Origin of the sequence: Vibrio sp. S12_S33 (genome assembly GCF_963889785.1) — a bacterium.
In the GTDB taxonomy this organism is placed as follows: domain Bacteria; phylum Pseudomonadota; class Gammaproteobacteria; order Enterobacterales; family Vibrionaceae; genus Vibrio; species Vibrio aestuarianus.
This window is the reverse complement of record NZ_CAWPQZ010000004.1, coordinates 78,978-100,006: the sequence shown is the minus strand read 5'-3', so window position 1 is coordinate 100,006 and position 21,029 is coordinate 78,978. Positions and strand designations below refer to the sequence as shown.

Annotated in this window: 19 protein-coding genes; 13 read left to right on the top strand and 6 right to left on the bottom strand. The window is 42.5% G+C overall.

The features are described from left to right. Nucleotides 1-65: 65 nt before the first annotated feature. Entirely contained in the window at nucleotides 66-308 is a 243-nt protein-coding gene (zapB, locus tag AACW06_RS03275; RefSeq protein ID WP_053309617.1) for a cell division protein ZapB, read from the bottom strand. Between the two features lie 317 nt (nucleotides 309-625). On the opposite strand from zapB, the gene glpX reads away from it, so the two are divergent. Further along, nucleotides 626-1,633 carry a class II fructose-bisphosphatase gene (gene glpX / locus AACW06_RS03270; protein WP_192073970.1) on the top strand — a complete coding sequence of 336 codons (1,008 nt, stop codon included), beginning with the start codon at nucleotides 626-628 and terminating at the stop codon, nucleotides 1,631-1,633. A 192-nt stretch (nucleotides 1,634-1,825) separates the two neighbouring features. Here the strand turns inward: glpX and pfkA are convergent, their stop codons facing one another. The 3 genes from pfkA to AACW06_RS03255 all read right to left on the bottom strand — a co-directional run bounded on the left by pfkA (nucleotide 1,826) and on the right by AACW06_RS03255 (nucleotide 4,563). Next, on the bottom strand, nucleotides 1,826-2,788 hold the full coding sequence (pfkA, locus tag AACW06_RS03265) for a 6-phosphofructokinase (protein WP_192073969.1): 963 nt from the start codon (nucleotides 2,786-2,788) through the stop codon (nucleotides 1,826-1,828). Between the two features lie 260 nt (nucleotides 2,789-3,048). Further along, nucleotides 3,049-3,957 carry a CDF family cation-efflux transporter FieF gene (gene fieF / locus AACW06_RS03260; protein ID WP_192074024.1) on the bottom strand — a complete coding sequence of 303 codons (909 nt, stop codon included), beginning with the start codon at nucleotides 3,955-3,957 and terminating at the stop codon, nucleotides 3,049-3,051. A gap of 105 nt (nucleotides 3,958-4,062) precedes the next feature. Continuing rightward, entirely contained in the window at nucleotides 4,063-4,563 is a 501-nt protein-coding gene (locus AACW06_RS03255) for a CpxP family protein (protein ID WP_192073968.1), read from the bottom strand. Nucleotides 4,564-4,752: 189 nt separating this feature from the next. Between AACW06_RS03255 and AACW06_RS03250 the strand changes: the two genes are divergently transcribed. From AACW06_RS03250 to trmL, 3 genes are all read left to right on the top strand, one after another. After that, nucleotides 4,753-5,439, top strand: a complete 687-nt coding sequence (locus AACW06_RS03250; RefSeq protein ID WP_192073967.1) for a response regulator — start codon at nucleotides 4,753-4,755, stop codon at nucleotides 5,437-5,439. Then, complete coding sequence (gene cpxA / locus AACW06_RS03245) at nucleotides 5,439-6,842, top strand: envelope stress sensor histidine kinase CpxA (protein WP_192073966.1); 1,404 nt, start codon at nucleotides 5,439-5,441, stop codon at nucleotides 6,840-6,842. The genes AACW06_RS03250 and cpxA overlap by 1 nt, the downstream gene beginning before the upstream one ends. A 90-nt stretch (nucleotides 6,843-6,932) precedes the next feature. Beyond that, nucleotides 6,933-7,409 (top strand): tRNA (uridine(34)/cytosine(34)/5-carboxymethylaminomethyluridine(34)-2'-O)-methyltransferase TrmL, encoded by a 477-nt coding sequence (trmL, locus tag AACW06_RS03240; protein ID WP_192073965.1) that lies wholly within the window; start codon nucleotides 6,933-6,935, stop codon nucleotides 7,407-7,409. A gap of 85 nt (nucleotides 7,410-7,494) precedes the next feature. Here the strand turns inward: trmL and cspE are convergent, their stop codons facing one another. Both cspE and AACW06_RS03230 read right to left on the bottom strand, forming a co-directional pair. Further along, nucleotides 7,495-7,707 carry a transcription antiterminator/RNA stability regulator CspE gene (cspE, locus tag AACW06_RS03235; RefSeq protein WP_013855834.1) on the bottom strand — a complete coding sequence of 71 codons (213 nt, stop codon included), beginning with the start codon at nucleotides 7,705-7,707 and terminating at the stop codon, nucleotides 7,495-7,497. A gap of 342 nt (nucleotides 7,708-8,049) precedes the next feature. Next, entirely contained in the window at nucleotides 8,050-8,544 is a 495-nt protein-coding gene (locus AACW06_RS03230) for an FxsA family protein (RefSeq protein WP_192073964.1), read from the bottom strand. Between the two features lie 395 nt (nucleotides 8,545-8,939). Here AACW06_RS03230 and aspA point away from each other — a divergent pair, with 395 nt between their 5' ends. The 9 genes from aspA to AACW06_RS03185 all read left to right on the top strand — a co-directional run bounded on the left by aspA (nucleotide 8,940) and on the right by AACW06_RS03185 (nucleotide 21,000). Then, nucleotides 8,940-10,388: an aspartate ammonia-lyase gene (aspA, locus tag AACW06_RS03225; protein WP_192073963.1), complete on the top strand. Its 1,449-nt coding sequence runs from the start codon at nucleotides 8,940-8,942 to the stop codon at nucleotides 10,386-10,388. A gap of 150 nt (nucleotides 10,389-10,538) precedes the next feature. Beyond that, a complete protein-coding gene (locus AACW06_RS03220) occupies nucleotides 10,539-11,852 on the top strand; it encodes an anaerobic C4-dicarboxylate transporter family protein (RefSeq protein ID WP_176247116.1) in 1,314 nt (437 codons plus the stop codon). A 537-nt stretch (nucleotides 11,853-12,389) separates the two neighbouring features. Continuing rightward, nucleotides 12,390-13,835 (top strand): YfcC family protein, encoded by a 1,446-nt coding sequence (locus AACW06_RS03215; protein ID WP_192073962.1) that lies wholly within the window; start codon nucleotides 12,390-12,392, stop codon nucleotides 13,833-13,835. A gap of 1,061 nt (nucleotides 13,836-14,896) precedes the next feature. After that, nucleotides 14,897-16,120: an arginine deiminase gene (arcA, locus tag AACW06_RS03210; RefSeq protein ID WP_192073961.1), complete on the top strand. Its 1,224-nt coding sequence runs from the start codon at nucleotides 14,897-14,899 to the stop codon at nucleotides 16,118-16,120. Between the two features lie 78 nt (nucleotides 16,121-16,198). Beyond that, complete coding sequence (arcC, locus tag AACW06_RS03205) at nucleotides 16,199-17,110, top strand: carbamate kinase (RefSeq protein WP_192073960.1); 912 nt, start codon at nucleotides 16,199-16,201, stop codon at nucleotides 17,108-17,110. Nucleotides 17,111-17,226: 116 nt separating this feature from the next. Next, the gene (locus tag AACW06_RS03200; RefSeq protein ID WP_192073959.1) at nucleotides 17,227-18,237 is read left to right on the top strand and encodes an ornithine carbamoyltransferase; all 1,011 of its coding nucleotides are present in this window, start codon (nucleotides 17,227-17,229) and stop codon (nucleotides 18,235-18,237) included. 416 nt (nucleotides 18,238-18,653) lie between these two features. After that, nucleotides 18,654-19,583, top strand: coding sequence for an aspartate carbamoyltransferase (pyrB, locus tag AACW06_RS03195; RefSeq protein WP_192073958.1), 930 nt, complete (start codon nucleotides 18,654-18,656; stop codon nucleotides 19,581-19,583). A 15-nt stretch (nucleotides 19,584-19,598) separates the two neighbouring features. Next, nucleotides 19,599-20,063 carry an aspartate carbamoyltransferase regulatory subunit gene (pyrI, locus tag AACW06_RS03190; RefSeq protein WP_192073957.1) on the top strand — a complete coding sequence of 155 codons (465 nt, stop codon included), beginning with the start codon at nucleotides 19,599-19,601 and terminating at the stop codon, nucleotides 20,061-20,063. A 478-nt stretch (nucleotides 20,064-20,541) separates the two neighbouring features. Continuing rightward, nucleotides 20,542-21,000 carry an arginine repressor gene (locus tag AACW06_RS03185; protein WP_192074023.1) on the top strand — a complete coding sequence of 153 codons (459 nt, stop codon included), beginning with the start codon at nucleotides 20,542-20,544 and terminating at the stop codon, nucleotides 20,998-21,000. Nucleotides 21,001-21,029 lie beyond the last annotated feature (29 nt).

The window sequence follows — 21,029 nt, the reverse complement described above, 5'->3', positions numbered from 1 at the left end:
AAAGAAACTTAAAATAACAATGCCGACATTCGTCGGCATTGTTATTTTAATCGTAAGCAGAAAGATTACTCTACGTCATCCATCTTACCTAATAGGTTACGAATACGGTCTTGCCATGCTGCATGTTCTTGCTGCATTTGTTGTGCTTTTTGCTCAAGCTCTTCACGACCCGCTTTTAGCTCATTAGCTTCAGTGATCAACTGCTGTTTCTCTTCTTTTAACTCTTCAACTTCCATTTGCAGAAGTGCAATTGTATCAACTGCGGTTTGAATTTTTGCTTCTAGTAGTTCTAATACTTCAAAAGACATGGTGCATACCCTTAATGATTCGGTTGAGGTGAACATAATTTCACTTATTGAGCCATTCTACTCAGCCCGGCGCTTATAAACACTCACTATATGCGAAATTTTTCACTATTCGGTTAAAAAACAAACTCAAATTGACCCTAGCCTAACTTAAGCCACACAGCGACTCGGTAAAACAGTATTTCTCCGCGCTGATTTAGCAAATTTAACGCTTGGATTTGATCAAGTGCAATCCTTACGAACTAAAAAAGCAAACGTTTCCGATTTGATATGTTAAAATCGCCGCCGAAATTTCCTATTCCCTTTTCTTTGGAGTTAGCATGAAACGCGATTTAGCAATGGCATTCTCTCGAGTAACCGAAGGTGCTGCACTGGCTGGTTATAAATGGCTTGGTCGAGGCGATAAAAATGCCGCAGACGGCGCGGCAGTCGAAGTCATGCGTAATCTTCTCAACAAAACCGAAATCTTAGGTGAAATTGTCATTGGTGAAGGCGAAATCGACGACGCGCCGATGCTTTATATTGGTGAGCAAGTAGGCCTAGGTGGCGACAAAGTTGATATCGCAGTCGATCCCATTGAAGGTACTCGCATGACCGCTATGGGGCAATCTAACGCGCTGGCTGTATTAGCCGCTGGCGAAAAAGGAAGTTTCCTTAAAGCCCCAGATATGTACATGGAAAAATTGGTGGTTGGTCCGGGTGCAAAAGGCTGTATTGACCTCAACAAACCATTAAAAGAGAACCTAGAAAATATCGCCGCAGCACTCAATAAACCACTCGATACCCTAGTCGTCACCACTTTAGCTAAACCTCGCCACGATGTGATGATTGCACAGATGCAACAGATGGGCGTTCGCGTTTTCGCTGTGCCTGATGGTGATGTGGCTGCTTCTATTTTAACTTGTATGCCAGATAGCGAAGTGGATGTGATGTATTGTATCGGTGGCGCACCTGAAGGTGTGGTATCTGCTGCTGTCATTCGCGCTCTTGATGGCGATATGCACGGTCGTCTACTGCCTCGTCATGAAGTGAAGGGCAATACCGAAGAAAACCGAATTTATGGCGCAAAAGAGCTCGCTCGTTGTGCTGAAATGGGCGTTGAAGCGGGTGTAGTGCTGAAAATGGAAGACATGGCGCGTAGCGATAATGTCATTTTCTCTGCAACCGGCATCACCAAAGGTGATTTATTAGAAGGTATAACGCGTAAAGGCAATATTGCGACCACTGAAACTCTATTGATCCGTGGCCGTTGTCGTACCATTCGTCGTATCAAATCTATTCACTACTTGGAACGCAAAGATCCTGAAGTACGTGAAATCATCCTATAGTGTGAAAAGGCAAAAAGACCGCATTTGCGGTCTTTTTTTCAAGTTCAATTTACAATATATCCCCAAACAACTTGAAGTTTCAGGTAGGCGGCAAGTGAGTGAATCCCTATGAGCATAGATAAACTATGTGATTGGGGTGAGCAAACGTAACCAACACCGCTGCAACATCAAGTAGGAAGGGTATAGCTCAGATTAGAACAACTCTTCAGCCACTTTGAACAAGTCATGACGTACTGGACGCTTCATGTTTTCGATAGCATCAATGATGTCATGGTGAACTAACTGCTCTTTTTGAATACCAACACAACGACCACCTTGACCATCAAGCAGTAGGTGAACAGCGAAGTTACCCATGCGTGATGCTAGTACACGGTCAAATGCTGTTGGACGACCACCACGTTGAATGTGACCAAGAACTGTCGCACGAGTTTCACGACCCGTCGCTTTTTCAATTTCTTTCGCCAGTTGGTTGGCATCCATCATTAGCTCGGTTAAAGCAATAATCGCATGCTTTTTACCTTTCTTAATACCATCTTGGATATTCGCAGTAAGCTGCGCCATATCCAGGCCAGTTTCAGGAGTAATGATATACTCACAACCACCAGCAATGGCAGACATCAGCGTCAAATCACCACAGTGACGGCCCATGATCTCAACAATAGAAATACGTTGGTGAGATGAAGAAGTATCACGTAAACGGTCAATCGCATCAATAACTGTATTTAATGCTGTTAAGTAACCGATAGTGTAATCGGTACCTGCGATATCGTTATCGATAGTACCAGGCAGACCGATACATGGGAAACCCATCTCAGTCAGTTTTTTTGCGCCCATATAAGAGCCATCACCACCGATAACCACAAGAGCATCGATGCCGTGTTTTTTCAGGTTTTCAATCGCTTTCTCACGAATCGCTACTTCACGAAACTCAGGGAAACGTGCCGAACCAAGGAATGTACCACCCTTGTTGATCACATCAGAAACACTTGAGCGGTCAAGTTGCTTGATACGGTCTTCGTACAGGCCAAGGTAGCCATCATAAATACCATATACTTCCAAATCAGCACCTAGCGCAGTACGAACAACACCACGAATTGCTGCATTCATACCAGGTGCGTCACCGCCACTTGTCAAAATACCGATTTTCTTAATCATGCTCACCCTCGATTTTTTGTAAACTTAATACTAATTTTAACGCTGCCTGTTAACGACAAAACAGGCAACAAAATCTTGATAATCTACGCGTAATGTTACCTTTCCTAAAAAGGAATACTACTGTTATTTGCGTGAAATTATGTAACTTTACTACTTATGTAAGAGTATTACAGCTTTGCGTTAATACTTTGTTGATTCACATCAGAATCACTCTTGTTTATTACTCACACAAAAAATAGCCAATAAGCGTATTTCTGTCGCTACCAGCCTTGTGTTTTTTGCTTTTTTTCTGAGCCAAACACAACTGAGTAAGGATCTTGATGGATTAATACATCTGCCCCAGGAAAAGCGTCGAGCAATTTATCTTCTACATCATCAGCAATGCGATGCGCTTCAATCAATGGCATGTTGTCATCTAATTCCAAATGCAATTGAATGAATCTTACAGGTCCTGACATTCGTGTTCGCAATTCATGAACCCCTAATACCCCTTCAACAGACAGACACTCAGCATGGATCTGCGCTAATTCTTCATCAGGTAGTTTTCGATCGAGTAAGGTGTGAATCGCTTCCATCACCATACGAAATGCACTGTATAAGATATAAAGACCAATCCCGACCGCAAATACCGCATCTGCCTGTTTAAAGCCGTACCAGCTCAGAGCTAGCGCCAGCATAATAGCAGCATTCATGAAAAGATCAGTTTGATAATGTAGAGAATCAGCGGCTATCGCCTGACTGCCGGTTTTCTTCACCACATGCTTTTGGAACATCACCAAACCGGATGTTACAACCATGGCAAAGAAACTGACGTAAACCCCATATTCGGGAGAGGTTAATTCATGTGGGCGGAAAAATCGGTCAACACCATTAAGAATGAGGAAACAGGCAGAACCTGAAATAAACATCGCTTGCGCAAGTGCGGCCAAGGACTCTGCTTTGCCATGCCCAAAGGCATGCTCTTTATCTGCTGGTTGTAATGCATAGCGCACCACAATCAAGTTGACCACCGAAGCAGCAATATCGAGTAAAGAATCGATCAGTGAGGCGAGTAAACTAACAGAGCCTGTGATCCACCAAGCAATCACTTTGACAATCAGAAGCACGGTTGCAACCATTGTGGCTGTCCATGCGGCAAGGGTAACCAAGCGGGCGTATTCTTGTTTCATAGCACCGAAATCATGAATAAAGTGTAGTGAAAGTATACCTTCTTCATCTGACAATGAATATGCCACAAAAATGAACAGGCCTCATAGAGAGACCTGTTTCGGTAATTAACCGTTTTTCTTCATCTTTTTTGGGCCATTTGCCATACATTTTTGCATGCGTTCTTGCTGCAACTCTTGGAATTTAACTTTTTGTTCTGGAGTGAGCACACTCAACATGTCATGACGCTTTTCAAGCATTTTCACACGATGAGATACTTGCTGGTCAACCATCTCTTTTGCAAGTTCATTGGCAGCAGCTTCATCAAAGTTATCGGCTAACACCAAGGCTTGAACTTTAGCGTGATGCGCCTGCATCTGAGCTTGCTTTTGACCTTTAAATTCATTTTTCATTTGATCACGGTTTGCGCCGCGCATCTCTTTGAGTTTTGCTTGTTGGTCAGCAGTAAGGTCTAATTGCTGCATGATGCCGCGGTCTGCTCCACGACCACATTCATCATCAGATCTTTTGTATTGCCCTTTACCACCACCGTATGCGAAAACACTAGCAGTACCAAGAGTAAGAGGAAGTACAACCGCAGCAAGTACCATTTTTTTTGTCATGTTCATAATCTATTCCTTCACTAAGTGGATTGTTAAGAGGCTGTGTTCTCAGCGCTTGAATATAGAATAGATGCTACAAGGTAAAGCGACGTATAGTGAGCGTAAAGAATCGTAAAGAGCGACTCACACACTGAATATCTGCGCTATTTCACAGTAAACTATACCCAAATAACCTGATAACGCACGAGGCTGCACATGGCACATATTCTTCTAATTGATGACGATACCGAGTTAACAAGCTTACTCAAAGAAGTTCTGAGCTATGAAGGCTTTGAAGTATCAGAGGCAAATGATGGAGAAGCCGGTCTCACTACGATACATAGCGGCATTGACTTAGTGTTGCTAGATGTGATGATGCCCAAGCTTAATGGCATGGAAACACTCAAACGGCTACGAGAGAACTGGTGTACTCCAGTGTTAATGCTGACCGCCAAAGGCGAAGAAATCGACCGAGTAATTGGCTTGGAACTGGGCGCTGACGACTATTTGCCCAAACCCTTTAGCGACCGAGAATTACTGGCCCGCATCCGAGCAATCTTGCGTCGATCACAGCCCAATCACAGCACCAAACCGAGTGATGTTATCGAATGCCAGGACATTCAGGTCTATCCGAGTAAGCAAGAAGCTTATTGCCAAGGTCAATTACTCGACCTGACCACTACTGAATTTGCGCTACTTACACACTTTGTGCAAAACCCAGGAGAAACACTCACTAAAGAAAACCTCAGTATCGACGTATTAGGTAAAAGACTCGCCGCATTTGACCGTGCTATTGATATGCACGTTTCAAATTTACGTAAAAAATTACCAGAACGCATTGATGGTAAGCCACGCATTAAAACGCTACGTGGTCGTGGCTATTTAATGATTTTGGAGGATTAATGCACCTACCCAAAATAAATAGCCTCTATGGCCGTATTTTTGCCATTTTCTGGCTCACAATGCTACTGGTGCTGATTGCAGTGCTAGCTTTGCCACACCTTGACCCTCGTAAAACACGCGATCTTCCTAGTGATGAATATCAACGCCTTGAGATGCTGAAAGAAAAGATTGAACATACTTTTAAAAACGATAACGAATTAACGCGAATTCTTTTTCAACTAGAAAGCAGTGGCAATACGAAACGTGGAGAAGGTCATAAACGCGATAATACGAATCGCCCTCAGTTCTTTATCACTCAACAAGATGGCACCATTTTAACCACAAAGACTCAAACCGACTTCAAATTGAAGGTGTTACAGAATTTTGTCACTAGTATTGAATCGATTGATAAGCCACAACAAAAGCTTTACGGCAAATACATGCTAGCGGGCCCAGTACCAATTACTCTCGCCAAACAAGATTTATTACTTTACGTCGGTATTCGCTGGAATGAGCCTCCTCCATTCTTACTACAACTGTTTGATCGCCCCTTTCAATTGCTGCTTGCGGTGATGCTCGTCAGTACCCCATTATTATTGTGGCTAGCATGGGCATTGAGCAAACCAGCAAGCCGCTTAGAGCAAGCAGCCAAACGGGTTGCTCGTGGCGAATTCGTGGTTGATCCACAATTGGAAAAAGGCACCAATGAATTTCGTCAAGCAGGAGAAAGCTTTAACCAGATGGTCGAAGCCGTGAACCAGATGATTTCGGGACAACAACGGTTGTTATCTGATATTTCTCACGAGTTACGCTCACCACTAACACGGCTACGCATGGCAAATGCACTCGCGGTTCGTAAACAAGGTGAGAGCTCTGAATTAGAACGGATTGATACCGAAGCGCAACGCCTAGAACAAATGATTGGAGAGCTGTTGCAGCTTTCGCGCACGCAAACTGACAGCCATTTAAGTCGCGAAACACAGCCTCTGTCTAGCTTATGGGAAGAACTCCTGAACGATGCTCAATTTGAAGCAGAGCAAAGAAATAAAGCTCTCAGCTATAACCCCATTCCCGATAGATCTATTGTGGGTAACCCGAAACTCTTAATGAGTGCGCTAGAAAACATCGTACGTAATGCTATTTACTATGGTGAAGATCAGATAAAAGTGACCTTTTCTACCAACAAGGCATCGCTTTTGGTCAGTGTTGAAGACAATGGTGAAGGGGTTCCTGACAATGAATTGGATGATATTTTTCGTCCATTCTATCGAGTATCAACCGCGCGAGATCGCCACAGTGGCGGCACTGGCTTAGGTCTTGCCATCACAGAAAGTGCTATTCGCCAACACTGCGGAACCATTACAGCCAGTCGTAGCGAGTTAGGCGGCCTAAAAGTACAAATTTCATTGCCACTTAACGCCTGATTCAAACTCATCCTATAAAGTGGTTGCTTGTAACCAATGCAGCGACCCCTTTATACTGGCCACACATATTCCCTAAAGAGCCGTTATAAGATGTTTGATATCGCACTTTACGAGCCTGAAATCGCCCCAAACACTGGCAATATTATTCGTTTATGCGCCAATTGTGGTGCCAACTTACACTTAATTGAACCACTTGGTTTTGATTTAGAAGAAAAGAAAGTGCGCCGTGCAGGTCTCGATTACCATGATTTAGCGCGAGTAACACGCCATAAAGATCTTAATGCATTTATGGAATACCTAAACAATGAACGCCAAACCTATCGAATTTTTGCCTGCACCACCAAAACAACCGGTCATCATGTTGATGCAAAATTTCAAAAAGGTGATGTGCTAATGTTTGGCCCTGAAACCAGAGGATTACCAACAGAGGTGATTGAAAGCTTACCGATGGAACAGCGTATCCGTATACCAATGATGCCAGAAGCTCGCAGTTTAAACTTATCGAATGCGGTCGCCATTATTGCGTTTGAAGCATGGCGTCAAATGGACTTTGAAGGCGCACAGTAGCAGCCCAAATAGTTAAGAAACAAACCTGCAGATAGCAAAAAGGTCGCCTAGGCGACCTTTTCTATATTCTGTATATTGGACAGAATTACAATACGGTTACTTGAGCCGCTTGTAGGCCTTTTTGGCCGTTTTCTACATTGAAAGACACTTTTTGGCCTTCAATTAGAGTTTTGAAACCGTCAGAAGCGATTGCATTGAAGTGTACGAACACGTCAGCGCCACCGTTGTCTTGAGTAAGAAAACCGAAACCTTTAGTTTCGTTAAACCATTTTACAGAACCAGTTGTTTTGTTAGACATAATGTGTCCCTTTTATTTAAATTCATAGAGTTATCGTGCTTATGCACAATGCACTGAAAGATTGAATTATTTAATGTTACTAATAAGGTAAGGGAAACACTGAGGACAACAACTTTTACGATGGGATTCTGAGAATTTACTTTTACTTTTATTTTTTGTTTCATTAATAACCCTGAACAACAGAGCGAGGCCACTATAGGCCTTTAAATTTAACTAAGCAAACTATTTCGACATTTAATTTTTAACATTTATTTTAAAACCGTAAACAATAACAGTAAAAATACCCGTCCCCCACATCACTTGAAGTTGTAACTTCAAGTGATGTGGGGCAACGAGCCTTATTTAATTGAGTTTATTGCGGTCGTTATCTTTACGTTCAAACTCACCTTCAAATGTATCGCCTTGCTCTGACGAACGATGGGAATCGTGATGGAAAGGAGCATGTTCATAAGGGCTAGAATGAAAACCACTCGCCATACCTTTTACCACCATTTTACTCATCAGATACTTGGCGATTACTGCTCGTGGCGCAGGTAGCAATACCAACATCCCGAGCGCGTCCGTCATAAAACCGGGGGTTAACAACAACACGCCAGCCACCGCCAACATAACCCCTTCAAAAATCTGCTGTGCGGGTAATTCCCCTTGTTGCAAACGATTTTGCACACTCAGCAAAGTTTGTAGACCCTGGCTACGAACTAAAGATGCGCCAACAAATGCGGTAAGCAGCACTAATGCGATCGTTGGCCACAATCCTAAAATGCCACCAACTTGAATAAACAGACCAATTTCTATAATCGGTACAAAAATAAAGAGTAAAAGTAAGATAGGAAACACACGCCCTCCTTTGTTGCTCTACACATTAGCGCCTACACTCTGTGGCCGCAAGTGATGAGCGGTTCCCGTAACAAGATCTCACACAAATTTAAGTAACTATTTGTGATCCTCTCCCTTTTAGACTGCTACTTTTTCATCACAGTTTCTAGGCAAATATCCAACGTAAACTAGCGTTTGAAACATAAATTTAACGCATATTGATGCTTATGAAAATTTAATCAAATATTGGCTAAAAAAGTGATCAAGTTACTATTTTTTAATTATAGGTTGCGTATTATGTGCCACAGAAGTCAGGATGGATTTTCCAGCCAAAAACTCTGACGAATGGATTCTTAAACTGCAGAAATGGCTAATAATTCCACTAATTATCAGAATAATTCTCTAAGGATCCTGTTATGGCTACCCTATCTGAAGCAGCTATCGCTAACCAAGCCACTCGTATTGAAGAAGATCTTTTAGGTCAACGTCACGTTCCATCTGATGCTTACTACGGTATTCACACTCTACGCGCTATCGAAAACTTCAACATTTCAAAAGCAACCATCTCTGATGTGCCAGAATTTGTGCGCGGCATGATCATGACTAAAAAAGCAGCCGCATTGGCAAACAAAGAACTTGGCGTGGTGCCAAGCCAAGTAGCTAACTACATCATCCAAGCGTGTGATTTGATCCTTGAAACAGGTAAGTGCATGGATCAATTCCCATCAGACGTTTATCAAGGTGGTGCGGGTACTTCTGTTAATATGAATACTAACGAAGTTATCGCCAACGTAGCGCTTGAATTGATGGGTAAAGAAAAAGGTCAATATGAGTTCATTAACCCTAACGACCATGTGAATAAGAGCCAGTCAACCAACTGTGCTTACCCGACAGGTTTCCGTGTTGCGGTATACAATAGCATTCGTAAATTGATTGATTCAATCGAATACCTTAAAGGAGCATTTGAACTTAAAAGCCAAGAATTCTCAGGTATTTTGAAAATGGGCCGCACTCAGTTACAAGACGCGGTACCAATGACTGTTGGTCAAGAGTTCCATGCCTGGGCTGTAACCATCAACGAAGAAATTCGCAACCTTGAATACACCTCAAAACTGCTACTTGAAATTAACCTTGGTGCAACGGCTATCGGTACCGGCCTTAATGCAGCTCCAGGTTACCAAGCTGCTGCAGTAAAACACCTAGCGGCAGTCACGGGGCTTGATGTTGTTCCCGCTGAAGATTTAATTGAAGCAACCTCTGACTGTGGTGCCTATGTAATGACTCACGGCGCACTAAAACGCCTAGCCGTTAAATTATCTAAGATCTGTAACGATCTACGTCTGCTTTCTTCTGGTCCTCGTGCTGGTTTAAATGAATTGAACCTACCAGAGCTTCAAGCTGGTTCTTCTATCATGCCTGCAAAAGTTAACCCTGTTGTTCCTGAAGTGGTTAACCAAGTTTGCTTTAAAGTTCTCGGTAATGACAATACCATTTCATTCGCAGCAGAAGGTGGTCAATTACAGTTAAACGTAATGGAGCCAGTGATTGCACAAAGCATGTTTGAATCTATCGAAATTCTATCTAATGCTTGTGTCAACTTGCGTGACAAATGTGTCGATGGCATCACTGTGAACAAAGAAGTATGTGAAGCTTACGTATTCAACTCCATCGGTATCGTTACTTACCTGAACCCATACATTGGTCACCACGAAGGTGACATTGTCGGTAAGATTTGTGCAGAAACTGGTAAGAGTGTGCGTGAAGTTGTACTTGAGCGCGGTCTGCTCACCGCTGAAGAGTTAGATGACATTCTGTCTGTCGAAAACTTTATGCATCCTCAATACAAAGCAAAACGCTACGAGTAATCCCAAAAGGCCCTGCTTCAGGGCCTTTTTACTTTCTAGCAGCCGATAATCCACAAAACATTGTTTTAAATCATTGATTTTAAAAATCAGAATTGAACATGAATCAGTCGGTAGAATAGTTATATTTTAATTATCTTTAGGAGTAAAAAGATGTTCTTAATTGAATTCCTTATCGTATTAGGATGTATCCTAATTGGTGCAAGGATTGGTGGTATCGGGCTTGGTGTCATGGGCGGCATTGGCCTTGCTATACTAAGTTTTGTGTTTGGAATGCAACCAACCAGTCCTCCCATCGATGTTATGTTGATGATCATGGCCGTAGTTGCCGCAGCGGCATCCATGCAAGCTGCTGGCGGTCTCGATTATCTCATTAAAATTGCGACTAATATTCTGCACAAAAACCCACGTCACATCACTTTTATCGCACCTTTAGTAACTTACTTTTTCACAATGATGGCAGGAACCGGGCACGTTGCTTATTCAGTACTACCAGTAATCGCTGAAGTGAGCCGTCGTAGCGGCATTCGCCCAGAACGACCACTTGGCATGGCTGTTATCGCCTCACAATTCGCAATCGTAGCAAGTCCAATCGCGGCTGCAGTTGTCGCTCTCGTTGCTTTTCTCGAACCACAGGGCATCACCTTAGCCAACGTGCTGATGATAACTATTCCAAGCACCTTTCTAGGTTTAGCCTGTGCTTGCTTATTTGTGAATAAAATCGGGATTGAGCTCAAAGATGACCCTGAATATCAGCGTCGTCTACAAGACCCTGAATTTAGAGCAGAAATGGATCAAGAAGTCTCTGTTGAAGATATTCAAATCACTCCACAGGCTAAAAAGTCGGTAGCTCTATTCTTGTTTGGTGCACTCATCGTCGTCATTATGGGAGCAATACCAAGTCTACGCCCTCAGTTTAATGGTTCTCCGATGGGAATGGCGCACACAATTGAAATAGTGATGTTATCAATTGCAGCATTAATCATTTTGGTCTGTAAGCCAAATGGTAATGCGATAAGTCAAGGTTCCGTCTTCCACGCTGGTATGCGCGCTATCGTTGCTATTTTTGGTATTGCTTGGTTAGGCGATACTTTTATTGGCGGACACGGTGCAATGGTAAAAGAAGCAGTTTCAGGTTTGGTTGAAGTAGCTCCATGGACATTTGCTTTCGCTCTATTTGCGCTATCCGTTATGGTGAATAGCCAGGGAGCAACAACAGCAGTATTAGTACCTGTAGCCATCACACTAGGGTTACCACCAGCGATCATTATCGCCGTATTTGTTGCAGTAAATGGTTACTTCTTTATTCCCAATTATGGCCCTATTATTGCTTCAATTGATTTTGACCGCACAGGAACCACTCGTATCGGAAAATATATCTTTAACCATAGCTTCATGATTCCTGGCTTACTCAGCATGGCTTTCAGCATAGGCTTTGGCTTACTATTCACAAACATTTTGATGTAATACTCCATAAAATTAATACTTAGGGAGCTTCGGCTCCCTTTTTCTTATGCTCATCAATCAAAGCTTCCATTTAAATTTGATATAAATCAATGAAAGTGCGGAAAATGAATTTTAATTAAAAATTCTATACTTTGAATAAAATTCCAAGCAATTGATTCACAGCTAGACAGCAGCCCTTTACAAAGCAAACCTACATAATTAATAAGAATATAATTCCATTATTTACACACAATTACCCTCTATAAACACAGCAAAAAAAATAAGGCTAATTTTCACACTACTTTTTTGTGAAGCACCCCTAGGTTAGTTATAAGCACTCACTTTAAAATCCACACATACTCATTTAAAACAAGAGCCTAAAAACTCAAAAATAACAAACAAACTTTATCAACCATCTTGTTGATTTTTAATATCCAATAATTTTTATTCACTCATTTATTTCATGGTAATAAATAATTGAAATAATGGATGAGTTAAGAATATTAGCCGATAAAAACACTCAGAATATTTTTACTCTCTGGGTGTAAGGAGAACATTATGACAACCCAAACTGTATCTACGGAACCGAAAGGTGGCTTCTTTGCCAACTTCAAATTCCCTTCAGCTTATACTATTTTATTTATTCTTATTGCTCTGGTTGCGTTGTTAACTTGGATTGTTCCGGCAGGTCAATACCAACGCACCATGAATGAAGATTTGGGCAAAGAAGTGCCGATTGCTGGTACCTATCAGGCCGCTGAAGGCAACCCACAAGGTGTAATTGATGTTCTGATGGCTCCGATTGATGGTTTTTACGACCACAATAGCTATGAAGCGGCAGCAATTGACGTATCACTATTTATATTGGTGATTGGTGGCTTCCTCGGCTTAGTAACCAAAACAGGAGCAATTGATGCTGGGATAGAAAGAGTAACCGCGCGCCTTGAAGGCCGAGAAGAGCTCATGATCCCTATATTGATGGCCCTATTTGCCGCTGGCGGAACTATTTATGGTATGGCTGAGGAATCTCTTCCCTTCTATACGCTTCTTGTACCCGTGATGATGGCCGCGCGTTTTGACCCACTCGTTGCAGCCGCAACGGTATTGCTTGGGGCGGGTATCGGTACATTAGGTTCGACCATCAACCCATTTGCAACCGTTATTGCCGCGAATGCTGCTGGCATTCCATTTACTGACGGCATAATGCTCCGCGCTGGAATGCTGGTTGTTGGCTGGATTATCTGTGTAATATACGTTATGCGCTATGCAAAAATGGTTCGTGCCGATCAAACTAAGTCAATTGTCTACGACAAGTATGAAGAGAACAAAGCGCACTTCCTAGGTAATCAAAACGGTGAAAAACTTGAGTTCACTGCGACTCGTAAAGTGATTCTATCAATTTTTGCTGCCGCTTTTGGTGTGATGATTTACGGTGTATCCGTTGCCGGATGGTGGATGGCTGAGATTTCCGCCATGTTCTTAGGTGCTACCATTATCATCGGTTTAATTGCTCGTATGAGCGAAGAAGAGTTCACCACAAGCTTCATTGATGGTGCTCGCGACCTACTGGGTGTGGCGCTGATCATTGGTATCGCTCGTGGCATCGTGGTTATTATGGACCGCGGTATGATAACTGACACTATTTTGTTCTCAGCAGAACAAATGGTAACTGGTCTTTCATCAATCGTTTTTATTAACGTAATGTATTTATTAGAAATTCTTCTTTCATTCCTTGTACCATCGTCTTCTGGTTTAGCGGTACTTACCATGCCTATCATGGCTCCATTAGCCGATTTTGCCGGCATTGGCCGTGACTTAGTGGTTACTGCTTATCAATCTGCATCTGGTATTGTCAACCTTGTAACACCAACCTCTGCAGTAGTAATGGGCGGCTTAGCAATCGCTCGCGTTCCTTACGTGCGCTGGGTGAAATGGGTTGCTCCGCTATTGGGTATTCTATGTGTATTCATCATGTTGTCTCTCAGCATCGGTGCCATGCTATAACTCAATAAACTGGTTTCCTCTCGCTGATTCAAAGCCGCTTCATTGCGGCTTTTTCGTATCTAATATATTGATTAATATACCTTGCAACTCAAGCTAATCACCTTTCTTTCAACTTGCATAGGCATCAACCAAAGCTTGTTACCACCACTTAGAATCAGATACCTCGCCACGGCTCTCCCATCGTAATCAATCATCACAACACTAGATGATAGGTCTGCTCTTAGCGAGTGAACAAAACATCGATTAACAAATAATACCGAACTCAGCGAATATGAATAATTCATATATCCAAACCATTTGAAGTTGCAGGTAGGCGGCAAGTGAGTTCATCCCGATGAGCATAGATAAACTATGTGATTGGGGTGAGCGAATATAGCCAACACCGCTGCAGCTTCAAATAGAAAGGGTATACCCAAACAACTTGAAGTCGTTGCTTGGATAAATAACAACTTTTTATGACTAAATACGCCTCACCGCTATCACTGATTTGTTTCCCTTATTAGTAAATATCATCCGAGAACAAATTAAACTTATTAAAAAGTAAAATTCCTTTCCGAACTGTTGAATTTTCAAACCTGACCATGATCAACTTTCATTAAAAAAGTTTTGTTACAAACACACTAACCACTGGGTTACATTCAATTACATACCCTTTAAAAATGCATAGAATTGACAACTCACACCATTTTTAAACCTACTGTTAATGCATAAAATTCCCACCAACACTCAAATCATTATAAATAGTAGATATTTAGTAGGCAATTCGTGAATTTTAATCCAAAAAACAAGATGTAAAAATCAAAATAAAAAATAACAAACCGATGCATAAACATTGTTAAAAATAGACAATTACAGTTCATTTTTAATATAAATAATTCTGTGATGCACCTCTAAGAACATCTTTTAATCAAGGGTAATATTAATTGCAGAACACGGAAGTGAATAAATAAATTCATACTGAATTCCCTACAGAAATAATTATGTGTTTATCCCAAATAAGTTGAATTAAATTTCAAAAAATAAAACGGAATAAATACATATAGATTAAGAGAGATAATATTATGAGTAAGCTATATGTTGGTTCTGAAATTGGTCAATTGCGTCGAGTTCTTGTTCACCGCCCTAGACGCTCTCTCACTCACTTAACGCCATCAAACTGTCACGATCTTTTGTTTGATGATGTTTTAGCCGTAGAACGTGCCGGTAAAGAACATGATGCATTCACACAAACGCTGCGTGAGCAAGGTGTTGAAGTTTTACTACTAACTGACCTATTGGCTGACACACTAGCAGTCCCAGTCGCGAAAGATTGGCTACTAACCAAACAGGTATCTGATTACCGCCTTGGTAAAAAATTTGCTAATGACGTGCGCTGTTACTTAAGCGACTTACCAAACCTTGAACTGGCAAAAATTCTGACTGGTGGTTTGTCTTACGCTGAAATGCCAATGAAATCCTCTTCAATGATGCAAGGCTTACATGCACCGACTGATTTCATTATCGAACCACTACCAAACCATCTATTTACTCGTGACACTTCTTGCTGGGTATACGGTGGCGTGTCAATTAACCCGATGGCCAAACCTGCGCGTCAACGCGAAACCAACCATGTCCGTGCGATTTACCGTTGGCACCCAAGCTTCGCAGGTCAAGATTTCATTAAATACTTCGGTGATGATGAAAGCATTAATTACGACAACTCAACCATTGAAGGTGGTGATGTTCTAGTGATTGGTAAAGGTGCGGTACTGATTGGTATGTCTGAACGCACAACCGCGCAAGGCGTTGAACACTTAGCGGCAGGCCTATTTAAACACGGTCAAGCTAAACAAATTATTGCTATGGAACTACCAAAACATCGTTCTTGCATGCACTTAGATACCGTTATGACACACATGCGTGAAGACACCTTCTCAGTTTACCCAGAAGTAGTGCGTAAAGATGTGAAATGCTGGACCCTAACTGGTGATGAGTCTGGTGCCGTTAACGTCAAAGAAGAAGGTTACTTCGTTACCGCTATCGAAAAAGCGCTTGGCGTCGATAAACTCAACCTAATCACGACTGGTGGTGACAACTTCAACGCAGAACGCGAACAGTGGAACGATGCAAACAATGTTCTAACCGTTAAACCTGGCGTGGTAATCGGCTATGAAGGCAACACCTACACCAACGAAAAATACGACAAAGCGGGAATTACAGTATTGCCAATTCCAGGCGATGAACTTGGCCGTGGCCGCGGTGGTGCTCGCTGCATGAGCTGCCCAATTGAGCGTGACGGTATCTAATACCACTTTCACTGGTTAACAAATGAGTTGGGGCTATTTCCTCTGCAAGCCTCAACTCACCTTTAAAGAGACATGATTATGACCAAACAAACTGTTGTTGTTGCATTAGGCGGAAACGCATTGCTTCGTCGTGGTGAGCCATTAGAAGCCGATGTTCAACGTCGCAATATTGAAGTTGCAGTGAAAACCATTTCCGAAATTGCTAAAGAATATAACGTAGTGCTTGTGCATGGAAATGGCCCTCAAGTGGGTTTGCTTGCACTACAAGGCCTTGAATACAAGAAAGTCGCACCATATCCACTCGACGTATTGGGCAGTGAAACCCAAGGAATGATTGGCTATATGTTGATGCAAGAATTCAAAAACATGCTGCCTGAACGCAACATCTCTTGCATGTTGACACAAATGACGGTTGATCCAAAAGATCCTGCATTTGCAAACCCAACCAAACCAATTGGCCCAGTTTACCAAGAAGCGGAAGCACGTGAATTAGCAGAAAAATACCACTGGACCGTCAAACCTGACGGCCAATATTTCCGCCGCGTAGTCCCTAGCCCACAGCCAACTGGCATTGTTGAACACGAAGCAATCACTCAACTTATCGATGCAGGTCACCTAGTGATTTGTACTGGCGGTGGCGGTATTCCCGTCAAGCGCGAAAACGGCAAATTAGTCGGTGTCGAAGCGGTTATCGACAAAGATATGTCTGCGGCATTCCTTGCCAAACAATTGAATGCTGACGCATTGCTTATTTTGACCGATGCCGATGCTGTCTACCTTGATTGGGGCAAACCAACCCAACATGCACTACGCAGCACAACGCCAAGCGAACTTGCGAACTACCAATTTGATGCCGGCTCCATGGGGCCAAAAATTGAAGCTTCTTGTGAATTTATCAAACAAGGCGGCAAGGTGGTGGGCATTGGCGCGCTACAAGATGGCTTACGCATCCTAGAAGGCCAGGCGGGCACCAATATCACTCGTGCCTAACCGTGTTGTTGAACAAACCTATTTTATAAACCGAATCTGTTTTTAACTTTAAATAAATATTGACGCTTTCTTCCACTCTCTCATCAGAAGAAAGCGTTACAAATGAGGATAAGATCATGGCTTTTAACCTACGCAATCGTAACTTTCTAAAACTACTAGACTTCACCCCACGCGAAATCCAACACTTATTGGATCTGTCACTTGAGTTGAAAAAAGCTAAATACAACGGCTACGAACAGCCACGCCTAAAAGGCAAAAACATCGCGCTTATCTTTGAAAAAACATCGACTCGTACTCGTTGTGCATTCGAAGTCGCGGCGTTTGACCAAGGCGCTCAAGTATCTTACTTAGGCCCTTCAGGCTCTCAAATCGGTCATAAAGAATCAATGAAAGATACGGCTCGCGTATTGGGCCGTATGTATGACGGCATCGAATACCGTGGCTTTGGTCAAGAAATCGTTGAAGAGCTTGGCGCTTACGCTGGCGTGCCAGTATGGAACGGCTTAACTGACGAATTCCACCCAACACAAATCTTAGCTGACTTCTTGACCATGACTGAACATGGCCGTGGCAAACGTCTGCATGAAATGAAATTTGCGTACCTAGGCGATGCGCGCAACAACATGGGTAACTCGCTAATGGTTGGTGCTGCGAAAATGGGTATGGATATTCGCCTTGTTGCGCCAAAAGCATTCTGGCCAACCGATGAATTAGTCGCTGAATGTCGCGCTATCGCACAGGAAACTGGTGCGAAAATCACGCTAACTGATGATGTACAAGAAGGCGTTCAAGGCTGTGATTTCCTTTACACCGATGTGTGGGTATCAATGGGTGAAGCGAAAGAAGCATGGGCTGAGCGTATCGAAATGATGCTGCCTTACCAAGTTAACATGGCAATGCTTAAAGCAACGGGCAACCCACATGTGAAATTCATGCACTGCTTGCCAGCTTTCCACGGTGAAGACACAACCGTTGGTAAACAACTTGCTAAAGACTACCCAGTATTAGCAAAAGGTGTGGAAGTGACTGATGAAGTGATCGAATCTGAGCATTCTATTGTGTTCGATGAAGCTGAAAACCGCATGCACACTATTAAAGCAATTATGGTTGCAACCTTAGGTAATTAATCAACCATTACCTCTCTTCGATGTTTAACTCAATGCGGGCTTGAATAAAGCTCGCATTTTTTTTCATCACTAAATTCCAAAAAAACCACCTCACGCTTGTGTTGACAACACAATTGAAAACACAACAAAAACGAGCCGATTTCGCATAAAAATCCATTTTTTTGGATATTTTCAAAACCCTATTGCAAGGCAGGTTTTTGTCCGTATAATCCTTCGCAATTTGTCAAAATAGAGCAGAAAATGAACCGGTACTGTCACTATCAACGCCATTTATTACGCCCGGCACTGGTGGAATTAGCCGTTTTATTTTTCTGTTTTGATCGTTTTTGAAGCCTCCTATTTTAGGGGGCTTTTTTTTGAGCAAAATTTCTCTTCAACCCTACGCTGAAGAGAATGACATAGAGGGAAGACACGTTATGGCGCATTCGTTATTTAATAAACATATCATCTCCATTCCAGAACTAAGCCGCAAAGAACTGGAACTGATTGTAGATACAGCAACTAGGCTCAAGGCTGAACCGAATCCAGAACTGCTCAAGAATAAAGTGGTAGCAAGCTGCTTCTTCGAACCTTCAACACGAACTCGTTTATCGTTTGAAACCGCGGTGCAACGTTTGGGTGGCACTGTAATTGGGTTTGATAATGGTGGTAACACCTCTCTTGCCAAAAAAGGCGAAACCTTGGCCGACTCAGTACAAGTCATTTCTTCTTATGTTGATGCATTTGTGATGCGTCATCCACAAGAAGGGGCTGCTCGTTTAGCATCTGAATTTTCCAACGGAGTCCCAGTGGTCAACGGTGGTGACGGTGCAAATCAACACCCAACACAAACCTTGCTCGATCTATTCTCTATTTACGAAACACAAGGCACACTCGACAATCTAAACGTCGCATTCGTTGGTGATTTAAAATATGGCCGCACCGTACACTCTTTGACTCAGGCGTTATCAAAATTCAACAACGTGCGCTTTTTCTTTATCGCACCAGAAGTGCTCGCCATGCCAGATTACATCTGTGAAGAACTCAGTGAGGCAGGCATTCGCTTTAGTACCCACAGTAACATCGAAGAGGTGATAGCGGAGCTGGATGTGCTTTATATGACTCGCGTACAAAAAGAACGTTTTGATGAGTCTGAATACGCACACATGAAATCAGCGTATATCCTAACCACAGACACACTCAAAGAAGCGCGTGATAATTTGAAAGTACTACACCCACTGCCACGTGTTGATGAAATTACTACCGACGTCGATAAAACACCTTACGCCTACTACTTCCAACAAGCCGAAAACGGTGTGTACGCGCGTGAAGCGCTACTGGCTCTCGTCCTAAACCCAAACCTATAAGCAGGAGACAATATCATGGTAAAAGAAACCCAATTGCAAGTTGAAGCGATTCGTAACGGTAGCGTAATTGACCATATTCCTGCCAACCTTGGGATCAAAATTCTCTCTCTGTTTAAGTTAAATGAAACTAATCAGCGTGTGACCATTGGCCTCAACTTACCTTCTTCAGCACAAGGTCATAAAGACCTAATTAAGATTGAAAACATCTATTTAAGTAAAGAGCAAGCCAACCAATTAGCACTTTATGCACCGAAAGCGACCGTCAACCAAATTGAAGAATACAAAGTGGTGAACAAACTGACTTTGACACTACCAGAACGAATTGATGGGGTATTCAGTTGCCCAAATAGCAACTGTATTTCACACGGTGAACCTGTCGCAAGCCGCTTTAAAGTGCAGAGCAAACAGGAAAGTGTCCAGCTTAAATGTCACTACTGCGAGAAAGTTTTCTCTCGTGAGATCATGACCGAATATCGCTAATTCCACATACTTACCCAACGCATGCCAAGTGCGTTGGGCACTCCGCTCACATCATTCATTTCACAATGAATAATCTTCCATAAAAACCAGATGAAACACCAATCAACCACCAACAATCCCGTTTATTATTTGGTGATCCTCAGCAACAATAAGATAATTTATTAATGATACTCTACCAGCATAATGTGGTATTCCTTTAATGAATAGGAATAATCACGGTCTGTTTCACTCAGATATACCCCTCAAAAATTTGCACTTACAAATTCGCAAATCAACACCGCTGCCATGTTAAGTAATAAGGGGATAACGAGTTTATTTTTTCAACCGTGACACACTACTGCACACAAAACGAACAAGATGAATTCACACTCTATGGCTTTGGGAGTGTGCTGGCATGGTAAGGATCACCAACACCCTCAAACGCCATTGCGCGTATAGAAAGGAACAGCCCGTGAATAGAAAAATTCCCCACGGTGCAATGCAAACCGATGAAAAAACATTAGCTGCCGCTTGCAAAAAACTGTTACAGCAGCAGAGTTTCTCAAATCAAAATGAGCTTCGACTTAAATTGGTCGAACTAGGCTATGAAGGGATCAGTCAATCCACTGTTTCACGCTTACTCTCCCAGTTGGGTGTAGTAAAAGTGCAAAATGCGTGTGGCAAAAAAGTGTACTGCATTACCGTAGAAACTGCGCCGGTTCGAGTTGAATCCTCTATCTCATCGCAAATTGAATTTATCACCCATAACCAATCCATGGTGATTGTAAAAACTCACCCCGGTAGCGCGCAATTAGTCGCGCGGTTGGTTGATATTGACCCACACACAGAAATTTTAGGTACCGTAGGGGGCAACGACACGGTATTGATTATCCCTAAAGACACCAACAATATTGATGCCTGTGAAACGGTAGTAAAAGCACGCCTTGGTGTGCGTTAAATCGAATGCAATCAACAGCCAACAGCAAA

What these genes read in the sequence shown, in the direction of transcription:
- zapB (WP_053309617.1), bottom strand. Translation starts at nt 308, where the DNA reads ATGTCTTTTGAAGTATTAGAACTACTAGAAGCAAAAATTCAAACCGCA.
- glpX (WP_192073970.1), top strand. Translation starts at nt 626, where the DNA reads ATGAAACGCGATTTAGCAATGGCATTCTCTCGAGTAACCGAAGGTGCT.
- pfkA (WP_192073969.1), bottom strand. Translation starts at nt 2,788, where the DNA reads ATGATTAAGAAAATCGGTATTTTGACAAGTGGCGGTGACGCACCTGGT.
- fieF (WP_192074024.1), bottom strand. Translation starts at nt 3,957, where the DNA reads ATGAAACAAGAATACGCCCGCTTGGTTACCCTTGCCGCATGGACAGCC.
- AACW06_RS03255 (WP_192073968.1), bottom strand. Translation starts at nt 4,563, where the DNA reads ATGAACATGACAAAAAAAATGGTACTTGCTGCGGTTGTACTTCCTCTT.
- AACW06_RS03250 (WP_192073967.1), top strand. Translation starts at nt 4,753, where the DNA reads ATGGCACATATTCTTCTAATTGATGACGATACCGAGTTAACAAGCTTA.
- cpxA (WP_192073966.1), top strand. Translation starts at nt 5,439, where the DNA reads ATGCACCTACCCAAAATAAATAGCCTCTATGGCCGTATTTTTGCCATT.
- trmL (WP_192073965.1), top strand. Translation starts at nt 6,933, where the DNA reads ATGTTTGATATCGCACTTTACGAGCCTGAAATCGCCCCAAACACTGGC.
- cspE (WP_013855834.1), bottom strand. Translation starts at nt 7,707, where the DNA reads ATGTCTAACAAAACAACTGGTTCTGTAAAATGGTTTAACGAAACTAAA.
- aspA (WP_192073963.1), top strand. Translation starts at nt 8,940, where the DNA reads ATGGCTACCCTATCTGAAGCAGCTATCGCTAACCAAGCCACTCGTATT.
- AACW06_RS03220 (WP_176247116.1), top strand. Translation starts at nt 10,539, where the DNA reads ATGTTCTTAATTGAATTCCTTATCGTATTAGGATGTATCCTAATTGGT.
- AACW06_RS03215 (WP_192073962.1), top strand. Translation starts at nt 12,390, where the DNA reads ATGACAACCCAAACTGTATCTACGGAACCGAAAGGTGGCTTCTTTGCC.
- arcA (WP_192073961.1), top strand. Translation starts at nt 14,897, where the DNA reads ATGAGTAAGCTATATGTTGGTTCTGAAATTGGTCAATTGCGTCGAGTT.
- arcC (WP_192073960.1), top strand. Translation starts at nt 16,199, where the DNA reads ATGACCAAACAAACTGTTGTTGTTGCATTAGGCGGAAACGCATTGCTT.
- AACW06_RS03200 (WP_192073959.1), top strand. Translation starts at nt 17,227, where the DNA reads ATGGCTTTTAACCTACGCAATCGTAACTTTCTAAAACTACTAGACTTC.
- pyrB (WP_192073958.1), top strand. Translation starts at nt 18,654, where the DNA reads ATGGCGCATTCGTTATTTAATAAACATATCATCTCCATTCCAGAACTA.
- pyrI (WP_192073957.1), top strand. Translation starts at nt 19,599, where the DNA reads ATGGTAAAAGAAACCCAATTGCAAGTTGAAGCGATTCGTAACGGTAGC.
- AACW06_RS03185 (WP_192074023.1), top strand. Translation starts at nt 20,542, where the DNA reads ATGCAAACCGATGAAAAAACATTAGCTGCCGCTTGCAAAAAACTGTTA.